The sequence below is a fragment of the Georgenia sp. Z1344 genome (genome assembly GCF_049856295.1).
Taxonomy (GTDB): domain Bacteria; phylum Actinomycetota; class Actinomycetes; order Actinomycetales; family Actinomycetaceae; genus JB111.
The window spans coordinates 1-15,193 of sequence record NZ_JBNDMZ010000017.1 but is presented as its reverse complement, the minus strand read 5'-3'; the positions used below and the strand labels follow the sequence as shown (position 1 = coordinate 15,193).

The following is a 15,193-nucleotide window of genomic DNA, read 5'->3' as shown; positions in this document are numbered from 1 at the left end:
CCAGCTACGTAAAGGAACAGCACACATGTCCACCCTGGAGATCAAGAACCTCCACGTGTCCGTCGAGACGACGGACGGCCCGAAGCCGATCCTGCGCGGCGTCGACCTCACCATCAACAGCGGTGAGATCCACGCGATCATGGGCCCCAACGGCTCCGGCAAGTCCACGCTCGCCTACTCGATCGCCGGCCACCCGAAGTACACGGTGACCGACGGCGAGGTCCTCCTCGACGGCGAGAACATCCTCGAGATGAGCGTCGACGAGCGCGCCCGCGCCGGCATGTTCCTCGCCATGCAGTACCCGGTCGAGGTCCCCGGCGTCACGGTCTCGAACTTCCTGCGCACCGCGAAGACCGCGATCGACGGCGAGGCGCCCGCCCTGCGCACGTGGGTCAAGGACGTCAACTCCGCGATGGAGAAGCTCCGCATGGACCCGGCGTTCGCCCAGCGCGACGTCAACCACGGCTTCTCCGGCGGTGAGAAGAAGCGGCACGAGATCCTCCAGATGGGCCTCCTGCGCCCGCGCTTCGCCGTCCTCGACGAGACGGACTCCGGCCTCGACGTCGACGCGCTGCGCGTCGTGTCCGAGGGCGTCAACGCCGTCCACTCCGACGTCGGCTCCGGGATCCTGCTCATCACGCACTACACGCGGATCCTCAAGTACATCGACCCGGACTTCGTCCACGTCTTCGTCGACGGTCGCGTCGCGGAGCAGGGCGGCCGCGAGCTCGCCGACCGCCTCGAGGCCGAGGGCTACGACCGGTTCAGCCCGGTGGGGGCCTGACCGATCCGATGAGCACCACCGCCGCCGCGCCCGCCCCTGGCAGCACCGCTGCCGGGGCGGGCGCGCGCGCCGACGGACTGCCGGGCTTCGACCTGACCGCCGTCCGCGCCGACTTCCCGATCCTCGACCGCACGCTCGCCGACGGCCGCCCGCTCGTCTACCTCGACTCGGGCGCGACCGCGCAGAAGCCGAGCGTCGTCATCGACGCCGAGACGCACTTCTACGAGCGGTCCAACGCCGCCGTCCACCGGGGCGCGCACCAGCTCGCCGACGAGTCCACGCAGCTCTACGAGAACGCCCGCGCGACCGTCGCGGCGTTCGTCGGCGCGCGCGCGGACGAGATCGTCTGGACGAAGAACGCCACGGAGGGTCTCAACCTCGTGGCGTACGCGTTCATCAACGCCACCGCGGGCCGCGGGGGAGCGGGCGCCGAGCGGTTCGTGCTGCGCGAGGGCGACGAGATCGTCGTCACCGAGGCCGAGCACCACGCGAACCTCGTGCCGTGGCAGGAGGTCGCCGCCCGCACGGGCGCCACCCTGCGCTGGCTCGGCCTGACCGACGAGGGCCGCATCGACCTCTCGACCCTCGACGTCGTCACCGAGCGCACGAAGGTCGTCGCGCTCGCGCATGCCCAGAACGTCACCGGCGCGATCAACCCGGTCGAGCAGATCCTCGCGCGGGCGAAGGAGGTCGGCGCGTTCACCGTGCTCGACGCCTGCCAGTCCGTGCCGCACCTGCCGGTCGACCTGGCCGCGCTCGGCGTGGACGTCGCCGCGTTCTCCAGCCACAAGATGCTCGGCCCCACCGGGGTCGGCGCGCTGTACGGCCGCCGCGAGGTCCTCGACGCGATGCCCCCGTTCCTCACGGGCGGCTCGATGGTCGAGATCGTCCAGATGGAGACGACGACCTTCATGCCGCCGCCCGCGCGCTTCGAGGCGGGCTCGCAGATGATCGCCCAGGCTATCGGCATGGCCGCGGCCGCCCAGTACCTCGGCGACCTCGGCATGGAGGCGGTCGCCGCCCACGAGGCCGAGATGGCGACGCTCCTGCTCGACGCCGTCCGCGGGGTCGAGGGCGTGCGGCTGCTCGGGCCGGACTCTGCCCGGGACCGGCTGGCCACCGTGGCGTTCGACGTCGACGGTGTGCACCCCCACGACGTGGGCCAGGTGCTCGACGCGGCCGGGGTGGCCGTGCGCGTGGGGCACCACTGCGCGCAGCCGCTGCACCGGCGGCTCGGCGTCCACGCCTCCACGCGTGCGTCGGCCGGCCCGTACACCAGTGCCGACGACGTCGCCGCGTTCGCGGAGGCCCTCGCCGGTGTCCGTCCGTTCTTCGGTCTGGGGGGCTGACATGCCGTCACCGATGGAGCAGCTCTACCAGCAGGTCATCCTCGACCACTCGCGCGAGCGCCACGGCGCCGGGCTCATCGACCCCTTCGACGGGGAGTCGTTCCAGGTCAACCCGACCTGCGGCGACCAGGTGACGATGCGCGTGCGGCTCGGGAACACCGACGGCGCCCCGGTCGTTGAGGAGATCGGGTGGGACGGCCACGGCTGCTCCATCTCGCAGGCCTCGATCTCGGTGCTCACCGACCTCGTCACGGGGAAGGACGTCCGGACCGCGGACGAGCTGCACGAGACGTTCCGGGAGCTCATGCACAACCGGGGCGAGGACCTCGACGACGAACGATCCGACCGGCTCGGCGACGCGACCGCGTTCGTCGGGGTGGCCAAGTTCCACGCACGCATCAAGTGCGCCCTGCTCGGCTGGATGGCCCTGCGGGACGCGCTCGCCCAGGCACTGACCCAGGAGGACGCATGAGCGAGACGACCGACGCCCCGGGCACCCCGGAGGCGCAGACCTACACCGGCGAGATGGCCGCGCCCGCACCGGCGGGCCCGACCGCGACCCTCGCGGCCGACGTCGAGGAGGCGATGCGCGACGTCATCGACCCCGAGCTCGGCATCAACGTGGTCGACCTCGGCCTCGTCTACGGCATCACCGTGGACCAGTCCAACCACGCGAGCATCGACATGACCCTGACGTCCGCGGCCTGCCCGCTGACCGACGTCATCGAGGACCAGGCCGCGATGGCCCTCGAGGGGCTCGTCACCGAGCACCGCATCAACTGGGTGTGGCTGCCGCCGTGGGGCCCGGACAAGATCACGGGCGAGGGGCGCGAGCAGCTGCGCGCGCTCGGCTTCAACGTCTGACCCCTCTCGTCGAGATTGCGGTTGGTGCCCACCGAGATTGCGGTTGGTGCACGCCGAGATTGCGGTTGGTGCACGCCGAAACTGCGGTTGAGCCGCACCGAGATCGTGGTGGGCACTCACCGAGAGTGCGGCACGGGCCGGTACCCGAACGGGTGCCGGCTCGTCGTCGTTCCCGAGGGGTGGTATCCGAGGGTCCGGGTCCCCGCTCCATCGTGTGTGCGGCGACCCGGACCGGGTGAGAATGCGCGGACACCTGACGAATCTCGACGAGGAGCGACGTGCGCAGGACGACGGCTACCGACGACGTGGCACGAGAGGCGTGCGGGACGCGCGGTGCCCGGCGAGCGGCGGCGGCCGGCCTCGGCGCTGTCCTCCTGCTCGGGGCCTGCGGCGGTGCCGACGACCAGGACGGGGACGGAGCGGGGACGACCGCGTGGCCCACGGCGGGTCCGAGCGAGTCGGCCACGGCTGCGGAGGACGAGGCGGCCACCGGGTCGGCGAGCGCGGCGCCCGAGGCACCCACAAACGCGGTCGCTTCCGCCTCCGAGGGTCCGACGGACGGGTCCTCGGCCGACGTGGTGCGGGGCGACGTGCACGAGGTGCGGGTGCTGGACGTGGACGGCGCCGAGCAGACGCCGGGCTGGGTGGCTCCGCTCGCCGCGGCCGCGGACGAGCCGCTGCCCGGGGCCTGGGAGCTCGTCCCGGGCGGACGGTCGGGTGAGGCACCGGCCTCGCGGGCCCTCGCGCCCGACGGCACCGTGGTCGGCTGGGACGAGGGGGCCGGCGGCCCGGGCACGTGGAACCTGTTCCGGCACCTCCCGGACGGCAGCACCGAGCACCTGGTCTACGAGCTCGACGGGGAGACCGACATCGGGGTGGCGGACCCCGAGCAGACGGTGGTCGATGACGCCGCGGGTGGGCCCGGCTCGATCGCGTGGCTCGCGCGCGCGACCGACGACTCCGGGGCCTGGCGCGTGATGTCCCTCGACCCGGGGGCGGAGACGGCCACCGAGCTCGTCGCCTCCGAGGGCACGGGGATCGAGGCCACCCGGATCTGGCTGACCGACGGGGTGCTCGTCCTCGCCGACTACGACCCCGAGGTCGGGGGCCACGTCGTCCGCCCCGGCGAGACCCCGAGCGAGCTGCCGTTCGAGCTCTCGACAGCCGGCGCGTGGGACGCCGGATCGGGCCACGTGGTCGCGGTCCAGGACGGAGGGACGGACGGCCTCGCAGTAACGGCGCTCGACGTCACCGACCCCTCCGCCGAGCCGCGCATGATCGCGACTCTCGACCTTCCCGACACGGTGGCTGTCATGTCCCTCGTCGTCGCCCAGGACCATGTCGTGCTCATGGTCGAGGACGTCTCGGGGGCGCCCGTCGACAATTCCTCCTCCGGGCTTCTGGTGCTGTCCCTGGACGACGGCCGGTTCGTGGGCGGCGTGATCGCCGACTCCCCGCTCGGTGGCGGTGTGGTCGCCGGCGAGGACCTGTGGGTCGCGGCCGGCGACGACGAGGAGTCCGCCGCCTCCGGCATCTACTCCGTGGACCTGGCCGGCGGGACACCGCTCGCCCGGTCCGACTTCCCCGCGAACAGCCTGGAGTCCAGCGGCCTCGCCGTCGTGGCCAACGAGGTGATCCCGGTCCACCCCCGACCCGCGCTCGTCTGGGTCGAGCCGGTGGGGTGACGCCCGGTCAGGAACACCTCCTGCCGGCGCAGAGTCCGGGGGCGACGTCCTGTCGTCCGGATGCCAGCCGTCGTCGTCGGTCCGGGGCCTCGTCCCCGCCCACGGTGTGCGCGGGGGGCGCCGGACGGGCGACACTGTGCACGGCACCGGCGGAGGACCATCCATGAGGAGCGACGTGCGCACGACGACCACGACCACCGATGTGTCCCTGCGGGCGCGTGCGACCCGCCGCCCCGCGGCCCTCGCCCTCGTCCTGGCCCCTGCCCTCCTGCTCGGGGCGTGCGGGTCCTCGGACGACTCGGCCGACGCCGAGCCCGAGCCGGAGGCCGTCGCGCCGCCGGACGAGGCGACCGGTGCGCCGAGCGCGGAGGCCGAGGCGCCGGCCGAGAGCGGCAGCGCCGACGCGAACATCGACACACCGTCCGACGGCGCGTCCGCCCCGCCGGACTGGGACCCCCTCACGGTCACGGACATGGAGGGCACGGAGCTCTCCCCGGGGTGGGTCGCAGGCCTCGGGTCGAGCACCGCCACCGAGCTGCCCGGCGCCGGCCGGGAGCTGCCGTCCGAGGTCGACGACGACACCCGGCGCACCGACGTCGCCCCCGCACCCGACGGCGGCGTCGTCGCCTGGCACGTCACCGGCACGGACGAGGACGCGGACCACACGATGGTGCGGGAGGACGAGGACGGGACGATCGAGGAGATCCCGTACACGCTGGAGGACGACACGGACATCGGCGTCGCCGAGGCGCATCTGACCGACGTGGGCGACGACGGCACGATCGCCTGGCTCGCCACCTCCTCCGAGGGGTGGCGCGTGATGAGCCTCGGTCCCGACGCGGGGGCGGCGGTCGAGCTCGTGTCGTCGGTGGACGGCGACATCGAGGAGCCCAGCGGCCTCCGGGTCTCCGACGGGGGCGTCGTCGTCCAGGACGGCACCGACGCCCTGTACCTGCTGCTGACCGGCGAGACGCCCACCGAGCTGCCAGCCACCGCAGGGCCCGGCGGGTGGGACGTCGTCGGGTCCACGCTCGTCAGCGCGGAGGTGACGGACGCCGGCGTCGAGGTCTCGACGGTCGACCTCTCGAGCTCGCCCGACGGCATCCTCGTCGAGGACTCCCGGGCAACGATCGAGAGCGACGCCGCCGACCCGCAGGCGCAGGTCTCCGCCGGCGGGGACCACGCGAGCGTCGACGTCGTGGACGGCGCGGCCGGCGACCCGCTCGGCACGGTCGTGCTCTCGACGACGGACGGCACCTACACCGGTGCGGTCGCCCCCGGCTCGGGCACCGTCAGCAGCGTCGTCGTCGACGGGGCGCTGTGGTCCGGCCTGGCCACGTCCGACGAGTCGGGTGGTGCGTCGACCGGTGGCGGGCTGTTCGCCATCGATCTCGCCGACGGCGCGGTCACGGGGTACGACGAGGGGCGCGGCCACACCGGGCTCCGGGCGGCCGGCACCACGCTCCTCTCCACCCTCGGCAGCGGCGAGGACGGGGACACCAGGTTCGCGTGGTCCGCCTCCTGACGCTCGCCGTCTGTGCGTCTGTGCGTCGGGGCGAGACTGACCCGCACTCGTGACCACTCGGGGCGAGGCTGACCCGCACTCTCGACCACCGAGGGTGTCGGACCTGCAGGCCGGCCGCCCGGGCGCAGATCGCGCCGATGGGCCGAGGTCCCCCCGGCCCGTTCGACGGTTGTGTCGAGACCGCGCGTCACCCCGCGGGAGCCGCACGAAGATGCCGTTTCCTGGCGTATGGCCAGGTCCGGGAGCCGATGCGGGGGAGTTGTCCCGCCCCCAGAACTGCCCCGAGGTGAGCCTGCGCACGCCTCAGGTCCGTTCCTACCGTCGTGGTCATGGCCATCAGCGAGGTGGCCGAGGACAAGCGCCGGGACCGGCGCAACGACCTACTGGGGGACACCATGAGCCGCACGATCCGATCGACCGACCGCCGACCGACCATCAACCGACTCGCCGTCCTGCCGTTCGGCGCCGCCGTCGTTCTCGGCCTCGGCGCCTGCGCCGGCCAGGACGTGCCGGCCGACGGTCCGCCCGTCGCCGGTGCCGAGGACGGCGCCGAGGCAGCGCCGGACGCCGGTGCCGCGCCCGACGCGGGGACCGCACCCGAGGCCGGGTCCGGCGACGCCGCTCCGCCCGCCGAGGGCGAGGATGCCGCACCCGCCGAGGGCGAGGACGCCGCGCCGGAAGGAGGCGCGACCGACGGTGGTGTCGCTGCGGCGAGCGGCATCACGTTCACGAACGGCGAGGGCGCTCCGGTCGCCGTCTCGGAGAGCCAGACCGCCGACCCTTCGCTGCCCGCGCTGCAGCCCGAGCAGCACTTCTCCGCCGTCACCGGCGGACCGGACACGGTTGTCACTGGAATCACCCCCTCCGACGATCCCTTCGGCACCTACGAGTGGCAGACCCCGCCCGAGGGGCAGTCCGGCGACGCCACCCTCGTGCAGCGCACGTTCGACCCGTCGACCGGTGAGCAGTCGGAGGAGGAGATCGCCGCGGGTGCTGACGGCGAGTTCACCCAGGTGGACATGCCCGCCGACACCGAGGAGTCGCAGTACCCCAGCGGACCGATGGCGGTTGGCGAGGACGGCACGCTGACGTTCGCGTCGTCGACGCGCTCGCCCGTGAACTCGGTCCAGGCGGAGGAGGGCTGGAGCTACGTCGAGTACGACCCGAGCACGGGCGAGACCCGCACGCTCGTCGACTCGTCCGAGGTGCCGGTCGAGGGAACGCAGCTGGTGCACGACGACGAGCTGGCCGCACACGACGGCCGGGTCGCCTTCATGGCGTACCCCATGGAGGACCACCGCGGTCCGACCCTGTGGCTCGCCGACTCGGAGATGTTCATCGAGCCGCTCGACCTCGGTCCCGCGACGAACGTCGACTCCGTAGCTGCGCACACGGTCTGGACGGCGATCGACCTCGAGGGTACGACCAGCATCATGCGGGTCGGTGACCGCCCCGACGCCGAGGACCCCGAGGTGGTCCTCGACGTCGACCTGCCCGGCGGGGAGGTGACGGACGTGGCCGTCGCGGACCACCCAGTCGCCGTGGGCGAGGCCCAGATCGCTTTCACCGTGCAGAGTGGCGGGAACGACCTCGCGTACGTCTACGACACCAGCTCGGAGGAACTGCGGGAGGTCGTCATGGACGGCGGGGCCAACGTGGATGTCGAGGGCGGAGCCGTCGCGATCGGCGTCAGCGACCACGACGGGACCGCTCGGGGCACGTATCTCTACGACACCTTCGCCGGTGACGTCGAGTCCGTCAGCGCGGCGACCGGTACGACCGTCGAGCTCAACGGCAGCACCATGGTCTCGACCGGCCCCGGTACCGGGGACGACCCGGAGGGCTCGACCCGGATGGACGTCACGGACATCTCCGGCGCGCTGGAGCAGGTCCAGTAGCACCGGGCGGCTCAGCCGCACCACACCCACGAGGGGGCGTCCGCACGGCGGGCGCCCCCTCGTCGTGTCCGGGCCCGCAGTTCGCGTGCACGGTGCCCCATCGTCGCGTCGTCATCTCTGCGCGTCGAGCCTCCTCGAGCCCCCTACCAGGGACGATGCGACGACGCGACCTGATCGGCGGGTAGTTCTCCCGCCACCAGAACTGTCCCCTGCCGGACCTGCATCGACGCTCCGGTGGTTCGTAGCGTCGAAGACGTGGTCATCGAACGGATGCCAGGCGATGACCCACAGATGTGGCGCAGATCGAGCGCGCCGCGACCGAAGCGAAGGGAGCACCATGACCACGACGCGACGGACACACACCACCACGATCCGGCCGACCGCCGGGGCCGGCCTGCTGGCCGCCGTGGCGATCACGCTCGGCGCCGCGGGCCCCGCGACCGCCGACCAGACCGCCGCTCCGGCCGAGGACGGGCCGGACGCGCCGAACCCGAGCGGCCTCACGGTCGTCGGCCCGGACGGCGAGGAGCTCGAGCCGGGCTGGACGATGGGTCCCGGACTTCAGGGCTCCGCCGAGGCCGAGCTCGACACGTTCGACGAGATCCCGGCGACCGACACCGCCGAGGACGGGTCGCCGAGCACGAACGCCATCCGCACCGTCGGCGCGGGCTCCGAGAGCTACGCGTGGACGGGCACGGGGGTCGACGCGACCCTCGTCGAGTACGACCACGACGGCGCGGCGGAGCCGGTGGCCTACACCCTCGACGAGGACACCGACATCGGCGAGGCCGCGCCCCTCGACATGATGGCGCACCCGGACCCGAACGACGGGACCGTCCTGTGGACGGCCGGCAACGACGAGGGCACGCGCCTCATGCAGCTCGACCCGGAGGAGGGCGTGGCCACCGAGGTCGCGTCGACCGCCGACGGCGAGCTCGGCGAGACGATCGTCGGAGTCTCGGAGGGCGGCGTCGTCACCGAGTCCGCGGACGGCTCGCTCCACCACTCGACCTACGACGGCGAGACGACCGAGCTCGCCGCCTCCGCCGAGGAGGTCAGCCTGCCGGGCATCGGCGAGGCGCGCACCGCGGCGTACGACGGCAGCACCGTCGTCACGACCCGGGCGGACGAGGGCGGCGTCGTCGTCGAGCAGCTCGACGTCGAGAGCGGCGGCGAGCCCACCGAGATCGCGACGATCGAAGGCGAGGGCCTGACCGGCGGCGACGTCACGTTCGACGAGGGCCACGCCGTGGTCACCGTCTACGACGAGCAGGAGGCCGACCGGGCCGTGGTGCTCGACGTGGCCTCGGGCGAGGTTGCCGGCGTCTTCGACGGCCAGGGCGCGTCCGTCAGCGGCGCCGTCCAGGACGGCTCGCTGTGGATGACCGCGGCCACCGTGGGCGGCGAGGTCGAGCCGACCGCCACCTCCGGCGCGATGTGGCGGCTCGACCCCGAGACCGCCGAGGGCGAGATGTGGCTCGACGAGCCGGTCTCCGGCGCGGATGCCTCGGGTGGGCAGCTGCTCGTCGACGAGGGTCTCGGCGGCCTCGGCGACAGCTCGCGCGTCATCTCGCAGGGTCAGTGACGACCGCACCGACGAGGGGTGCCCGGACCGCGGGTACCCCTCGTCGTCGTGCGTCGGCGCAGGTGGGAGGGCCGGCTGAGGAGAGAGGCCGGGGGAGTTCTCCCGCCCCCAGACCTGCCCCGTCCCGGGCCTGCGGGGACCACCGGCCCTTCCCTAGCGTCGAGAACGTGGTCATCACCACGATGACCGGCCGATCAGCCGCAGCTCGTCCGAGCCGCGACCGACCATGAGGGGGACATCATGACCAGGACACGACGACTGACGGCCCGCACCACCGTCCGCCCGATCACGGGGGGCCGGCCTGCTCGCCGCCGTGGCGCTCACGCTCGGCGCCTGCGCCGGCGACCCGGCCGGGACCGCTCCCGGCGACGGCCAGCAGGAGCAGGCGCCCGCGCCCGCACCCGCGCCGGGCGACGGCGGGGAGAACACCCAGCCCTCCGAGCCGCCGGCCCCGGAGGAGGGCGCCCCGGAGGACGGTGCGCCGACCGACGGCGCCCCGGAGGACGGCGCCGAGGCGCCCGCGGACCAGAGCGACGCCACCGGCGAGCCCCCGATCACCGTGGTGGGACCGGACGGGGCGGAGCTCGAGCCGGGGTGGACCCAGGAGCTCGACATGGCGGAGGCCCCGCTCGGCGAGCTCGAGGACCACCGGACGGTCCCGGCGTCCGACAGCTCGATGGACGGGGTGGCGCGAACGAACGAGGTCGTCGCCGCCGGTCCGCTCGGGCAGCCGTACGCCTGGAGCATGGCGGGCGACGACGCCACGCTGGTCGAGCACGACCACGACGGCAACGCCACGCCCGTCGAGTACACGCTCGAGACGGAGACCGACATCGGTCTGGCCGAGCCGCTCGACATGATGGCGCACCCCGACAGCAATGCCGACACGATCGTGTGGACCGCCGGCAGCGACCAGGGCATCCGCCTCATGCAGCTCGACCCGAACGGCGGCGCCGCGACCGAGGTCGCCTCGACCTCCGACGGCCCGATCGGCGAGGACATCGTCGGCGTCTCGGACTTCGGCATCGTCACGCAGGCCGAGGACGGCGCGCTCTACCACGCGACGTTCTCCGGAGAGACGACCGACCTCGGGGTCATGTCGGAGCCGTACTCGTCCCCCGGGAACCGCGGCGTCTCGACCGCGGCGGCCGACGGCCCGACCGTGCTGACCACCCGGGCAACCGACGTCGGGATCGTCGTCGAGGCGGTCGACGTCGACCGGGACGGTGACCCCCGCCAGGTCGCGACGATCGAGGGCGAGGGCCTGGTCGCCGGCGGGATCACGTACGACGAGGGCTACGCCGTCGTCAGCGTCCACGGCGAGAACGGCGCCGAGCAGGCAGCGGTGCTCGATGTCGAGGGCGGCACGCTCGTCGGCATCGTCGACGCGCCTGGGACCTCCGTCAGCGGCGCGGTCCAGGACGAGTCGCTGTGGATCACCGCGGCCACCGTCGGCGGCGAGGTGGAGCCCACGGCGACCGACGGCGGCATGTGGCGGTTCGGCGTCGACGACGGAGCGGGCGAGCGTTGGTTCGACGAGCCGACCTCGGGCGCCGACGCCACCGGCGGCCTGCTGCTCATCGACGGCGGCCTCGGTGGCCCGGGCGAGGACTCCTGCGTCATCTCCCAGGGGCAGTGACGAGGCACGGCCAGGCGCGCGACCAGCCGCGCACGCACGAACGAGGGGCGCCCGATCAGCGGGCGCTCCTCGTCGTCGTGCGGGTGGGTGCGGGAGGTGAGCCGCCCGCTCAGATCTGACCGACCGCGAACGTGTCGCAGTCCTGCATCGTGCCGCCCTCGTAGCCGACCGTGAACCAGTGCATGCGCTGCTCGGACGAGCCGTGCGTCCACGTCTCCGGGTTGACCTCCTGGCCGGCGCCGGACTGGATCCGGTCGTCGCCGACGGCCGAGGCGGCGTCGAGCGCGTCCTGGATCTCCTCGGTGGTGGGCTCGACCAGCATCGGCTCGCCGGTCTCCTCCTGCGGGACGGTGGAGGCGTGGTTGACCCAGATGCCCGCGTAGCAGTCGGCCTGCAGCTCGAGCCGCACGCCGTCGGACTGCGGGCCGGTGTCCGTGCGGTTCGCCGTGGCCATCACGCCGGTCTCGTTCTGCACGTGGTGCCCGTACTCGTGGGCGAGGATGTACATCTGCGCGAGCGGCGCGTTCTCCGCGCCGAGCTGGGTCTCGAGCTGGTCGAAGAAGCCGGTGTCGATGTACGCGCTCTCGTCGGGCGGGCAGTAGAACGGCCCGACGGCGGAGGTCGCGTTCCCGCAGCCCGTTCCCACCGAGTCCTGGAAGAGGATGAACTCGGGGTTGCGGTGCTCGAGGTCGGCCTGCTCGGGAAGGGTGACCGCCCAGACGTCGTGCAGCGAGCCCCAGGTCAGGACCATCCGGCAGTCGACGTCCGTGTTCGCGTCCGCGCCCGTGCAGTCGCCGAGCGTCTCCTCCTCGGCCGGGGCCGCACCGCCGCCGCCCCCTCCGCCGCCCATGAGGCCGCCGAGGTCCTGCCCCGTGAGCAGGTAGATGACCAGCGCGACGACGGCCAGCCCGCCACCGCCCGCGGCCGCGGCGCCGCCGCGTCCACGTCCGCGCCTGCGCACGCCCTCGCTGCCGCCGCTGCCGCTCGCCGAGTCCCGGAACGTCATGCCGGCTCCTCCTTGGTCGCTGCCGCGCGCCTGCCGGCGGGACCACCCCGTCGGGGCCGCGCGACTCCCGAGCGAACAGTAGCGAGGTCGGCGGGCGTCGGCCCCGTATTGGTGGTGCGGGGGAGCGGTGCGTCGAGATTGCGGTTGGTGCTCGTCGAGATTGCGGTTGGGGCCCCAACCGCAATCTCGACGAAGGGTCTGCTGCACGGCTCGAACCCTCGCCAGCATCGCCTGGAAGCGCTAGCATCGCCTTATGGCGATGAAAGAAGAGGGTCCGACGACGACGAGCGCCACCGGTGCGCACGCCCTGCTCTTCCACGCGCTCGCCGAGCCCGCGCGACTCGCCCTCCTCGACCACCTGACCACCGGCGAGCACCGCGTGCGGGACCTCGTCGACCACATGCACCTCGCCCAGTCCACCGTGAGCAAGCACCTCGCGTGCCTGCGCGACTGCGGGCTCGTCACCGTCCGCGCCGAGGGGCGGGCGTCGTGGTTCGCGATCGCCGACCCGGAGCGGCTCGCCGACTTGCGCGCGCGGGCGGACGCGCTGCTCGTCGCGGCCGGTATCGCCCCCGGCGCGGTGCAGCACAGCCACGACGACGAGGCGGCACCGAGCCCCGACGACATAGTGGCACCGAGCTCCGACGACGACGCCGGCACCGCCGAGCGGGGCCGGGGGAGCGCCGGGGCGGCCTCGTGAGCCACGACGGCCACGCGCACGGCGTCGACCCGGCCGCGGCGTCGGCCGACCCGAGGCTGCGGCTCCGCCTGATCGTCGCCCTCGTCCTCACCGTCGGGATCGTTCTCGCCCAGCTCGTCGGCAGCGCGGTCACCGGCAGCCTCGCCCTGCTCACCGACACGGCGCACGCCGCGGCGGACGCGGTCGGCCTCGTGGTCGCCGTCCTTGCCGCCACGATGATGGCCCGACCCGCGACGAGCGAGCGGACCTGGGGCTTCGCCCGCGCCGAGGTGATCGCCGCGCTCGGCCAGGCGGTGCTCCTGCTCGCCGTCGGCGTCTACGCGGCGGTCGAGGCGGTGCGCCGTCTTGCCGCTCCGACCGAGATCGCGGCCACCGAGCTGGTGGTGTTCGGCGTCGTCGGGCTCGTCGCGAACCTCGCCGCCCTCGCGGTCCTCGGCGGTGGGCGGGAGGCCAACCGAAACATGCGGGCCGCGTTCCTCGAGGTGCTTGCGGACGCGCTCGGGTCGGTGGCCGTCATCGTCGGTGCGGTCGTCATCCGCGTCACCGGCTTCGAGCGGGCCGACACGATCGCGGGCCTGGTGATCGTGGCGCTCATCGTGCCGCGCGCGCTGCGGATCGTGCGGGACACCGGGCGGGTGCTGCTCGAGTACACGCCGCGCGGGGTGGACCTCGACGACGTGCGGACTCATCTCCTCGAGCTCGAGCACGTCCGCGAGGTGCACGACCTGCACGCCTCCGAGATCGGCACCGGCATGCCCGTGATCTCGGCGCACGTGGTGGTCGACGACCACTGCTTCGCCTCCGGTCACGCCCCCGAGATCCTCGAGACGATCCGAGCGTGCGTGCGCGAGCACTTCCCCGTGTCGTTCGATCACGCGACGATCCAGCTCGAGACCGCCGCCACGCGCGAGCGCTCGTGCGCAGACATGCACCACGCGTAGCTCGTCGTCGAGATTGCGGTTGGGGCCCCAACCGCAAGGCGGTTTCAATCGGTTGTTGCAACGTGCGCCTTGGGAGGGTGTACGGATGGCTGGGAAGAGATTGACACTTGAGGAGCGGGCGAAGATCGAGGCGCTGTTCGGTCAGCGATTGACGTTCCCGCAGATCGCTGAGCGGATCGGTCGTCACCGGACCACGGTGTGGCGCGAGGTCACTCGCAATAACTCCTACCGGGGCGCTCACCTGGACACACCCGGGACGCGTTCCCCGGCGGGACGCCGGCAGGCCAATCCCGCCGGTCGTGGTGGCGCCTACCGGTGGGCGTACTCGTGCCGGAACGCGCAGCGCAGGGCCGACAAGCGGGCCCGCAGGCCCAGGCCCGGCAAGTTGACCGGCGATCGCCGCCGCGGGGTGACCTCGGGTCGCGGCCGGCTATGGCCCCTGGTGCGGGACAAGCTCGAACAGCGGTGGTCTCCGCAGCAGATCGCACACTGGCTTCGTCAGGAGTATCCCGACCGGCCGGAGCGATGGGTGTCCCACGAGACGATCTACCAAGCGATCTACTACCAAGCTCGTGGCGGGCTGCGCAGCGAGATCGCACGCCAGGTCGCACTCCGTACCGGGCGGACCAGGCGGCGCCCCCAGTCCCGCCTCGCGCGGGCGGCACACTCGGGCAAGGCCTGGACCCATGGCCTGAACATCAGCACCCGGCCGGCCGAGGTCGAAGACCGGGCCGTGCCCGGGCACTGGGAAGGTGACCTGATCATCGGTGCGCGTAGCGCGTCGGCGATCATCACCCTGGTCGAGCGTTCCACGCGGTACGTCATGCTCGGCGCTCTACCGGAGAGCAGGGTCTCCGAGCAGGTGATCGACGTGCTGATCGAGACGATGGGCCGCCTGCCGGCCGAGCTGGCCGCGACTCTGACCTGGGATCAGGGCGCTGAGATGGCCAAGCACGCCCACTTCACGCTGGCGACAGACTGCCGGGTCTTCTTCTGCGACCCGCACTCGCCCTGGCAGCGAGGCTCGAACGAGAACACCAACGGCCTGCTGCGGCAGTACTTTCCCCGCTCGAGTACCGACTTCCGCACCTACGCCCAGCGCGACCTCGACGCCGTCGCCCGCGAACTCAACACACGACCACGCATGACACTGGGCTGGCAGACTCCAGCGAAACGACTCAACGACCTACTCGTTGCAACAACCACTTGAAACCGCC

Annotated in this window: 13 protein-coding genes; 12 read left to right on the top strand and 1 reads right to left on the bottom strand. The window is 72.9% G+C overall.

Annotated features, from left to right (window positions below; all coding sequences use genetic code 11):
- The first annotated feature begins 25 nt into the window (after positions 1–25).
- From sufC to ACPYO6_RS15695, 9 genes are all read left to right on the top strand, one after another.
- Positions 26–784, top strand: a complete 759-nt coding sequence (gene sufC, locus ACPYO6_RS15735; RefSeq protein WP_425715730.1) for a Fe-S cluster assembly ATPase SufC — start codon at positions 26–28, stop codon at positions 782–784.
- A gap of 8 nt (positions 785–792) precedes the next feature.
- Entirely contained in the window at positions 793–2,133 is a 1,341-nt protein-coding gene (locus ACPYO6_RS15730) for a SufS family cysteine desulfurase (RefSeq protein WP_425715729.1), read from the top strand.
- A gap of 1 nt (position 2,134) precedes the next feature.
- Positions 2,135–2,605 carry a Fe-S cluster assembly sulfur transfer protein SufU gene (sufU, locus tag ACPYO6_RS15725; protein ID WP_425715728.1) on the top strand — a complete coding sequence of 157 codons (471 nt, stop codon included), beginning with the start codon at positions 2,135–2,137 and terminating at the stop codon, positions 2,603–2,605.
- A 53-nt stretch (positions 2,606–2,658) separates the two neighbouring features.
- A complete protein-coding gene (locus ACPYO6_RS15720) occupies positions 2,659–2,997 on the top strand; it encodes a metal-sulfur cluster assembly factor (protein ID WP_425715763.1) in 339 nt (112 codons plus the stop codon).
- 278 nt (positions 2,998–3,275) lie between these two features.
- The gene (locus ACPYO6_RS15715; protein ID WP_425715727.1) at positions 3,276–4,682 is read left to right on the top strand and encodes a hypothetical protein; all 1,407 of its coding nucleotides are present in this window, start codon (positions 3,276–3,278) and stop codon (positions 4,680–4,682) included.
- A 163-nt stretch (positions 4,683–4,845) separates the two neighbouring features.
- Positions 4,846–6,207 (top strand): hypothetical protein, encoded by a 1,362-nt coding sequence (locus ACPYO6_RS15710; protein WP_425715726.1) that lies wholly within the window; start codon positions 4,846–4,848, stop codon positions 6,205–6,207.
- A gap of 329 nt (positions 6,208–6,536) precedes the next feature.
- A complete protein-coding gene (locus ACPYO6_RS15705; protein WP_425715724.1) occupies positions 6,537–8,105 on the top strand; it encodes a hypothetical protein in 1,569 nt (522 codons plus the stop codon).
- Positions 8,106–8,442: 337 nt separating this feature from the next.
- The gene (locus ACPYO6_RS15700) at positions 8,443–9,690 is read left to right on the top strand and encodes a hypothetical protein (RefSeq protein WP_425715723.1); all 1,248 of its coding nucleotides are present in this window, start codon (positions 8,443–8,445) and stop codon (positions 9,688–9,690) included.
- A 313-nt stretch (positions 9,691–10,003) separates the two neighbouring features.
- On the top strand, positions 10,004–11,329 hold the full coding sequence (locus tag ACPYO6_RS15695; protein ID WP_425715722.1) for a hypothetical protein: 1,326 nt from the start codon (positions 10,004–10,006) through the stop codon (positions 11,327–11,329).
- 109 nt (positions 11,330–11,438) lie between these two features.
- Here the strand turns inward: ACPYO6_RS15695 and ypfJ are convergent, their stop codons facing one another.
- A complete protein-coding gene (ypfJ, locus tag ACPYO6_RS15690; protein ID WP_425715721.1) occupies positions 11,439–12,335 on the bottom strand; it encodes a KPN_02809 family neutral zinc metallopeptidase in 897 nt (298 codons plus the stop codon).
- Positions 12,336–12,588: 253 nt separating this feature from the next.
- Here ypfJ and ACPYO6_RS15685 point away from each other — a divergent pair, with 253 nt between their 5' ends.
- The 3 genes from ACPYO6_RS15685 to ACPYO6_RS15675 all read left to right on the top strand — a co-directional run bounded on the left by ACPYO6_RS15685 (position 12,589) and on the right by ACPYO6_RS15675 (position 15,186).
- Positions 12,589–13,035: an ArsR/SmtB family transcription factor gene (locus ACPYO6_RS15685; protein ID WP_425715720.1), complete on the top strand. Its 447-nt coding sequence runs from the start codon at positions 12,589–12,591 to the stop codon at positions 13,033–13,035.
- On the top strand, positions 13,032–13,976 hold the full coding sequence (locus ACPYO6_RS15680; protein WP_425715719.1) for a cation diffusion facilitator family transporter: 945 nt from the start codon (positions 13,032–13,034) through the stop codon (positions 13,974–13,976). The genes ACPYO6_RS15685 and ACPYO6_RS15680 overlap by 4 nt, the downstream gene beginning before the upstream one ends.
- Before the next feature lie 85 nt (positions 13,977–14,061).
- Positions 14,062–15,186: an IS30 family transposase gene (locus tag ACPYO6_RS15675; RefSeq protein WP_425713196.1), complete on the top strand. Its 1,125-nt coding sequence runs from the start codon at positions 14,062–14,064 to the stop codon at positions 15,184–15,186.
- Positions 15,187–15,193 lie beyond the last annotated feature (7 nt).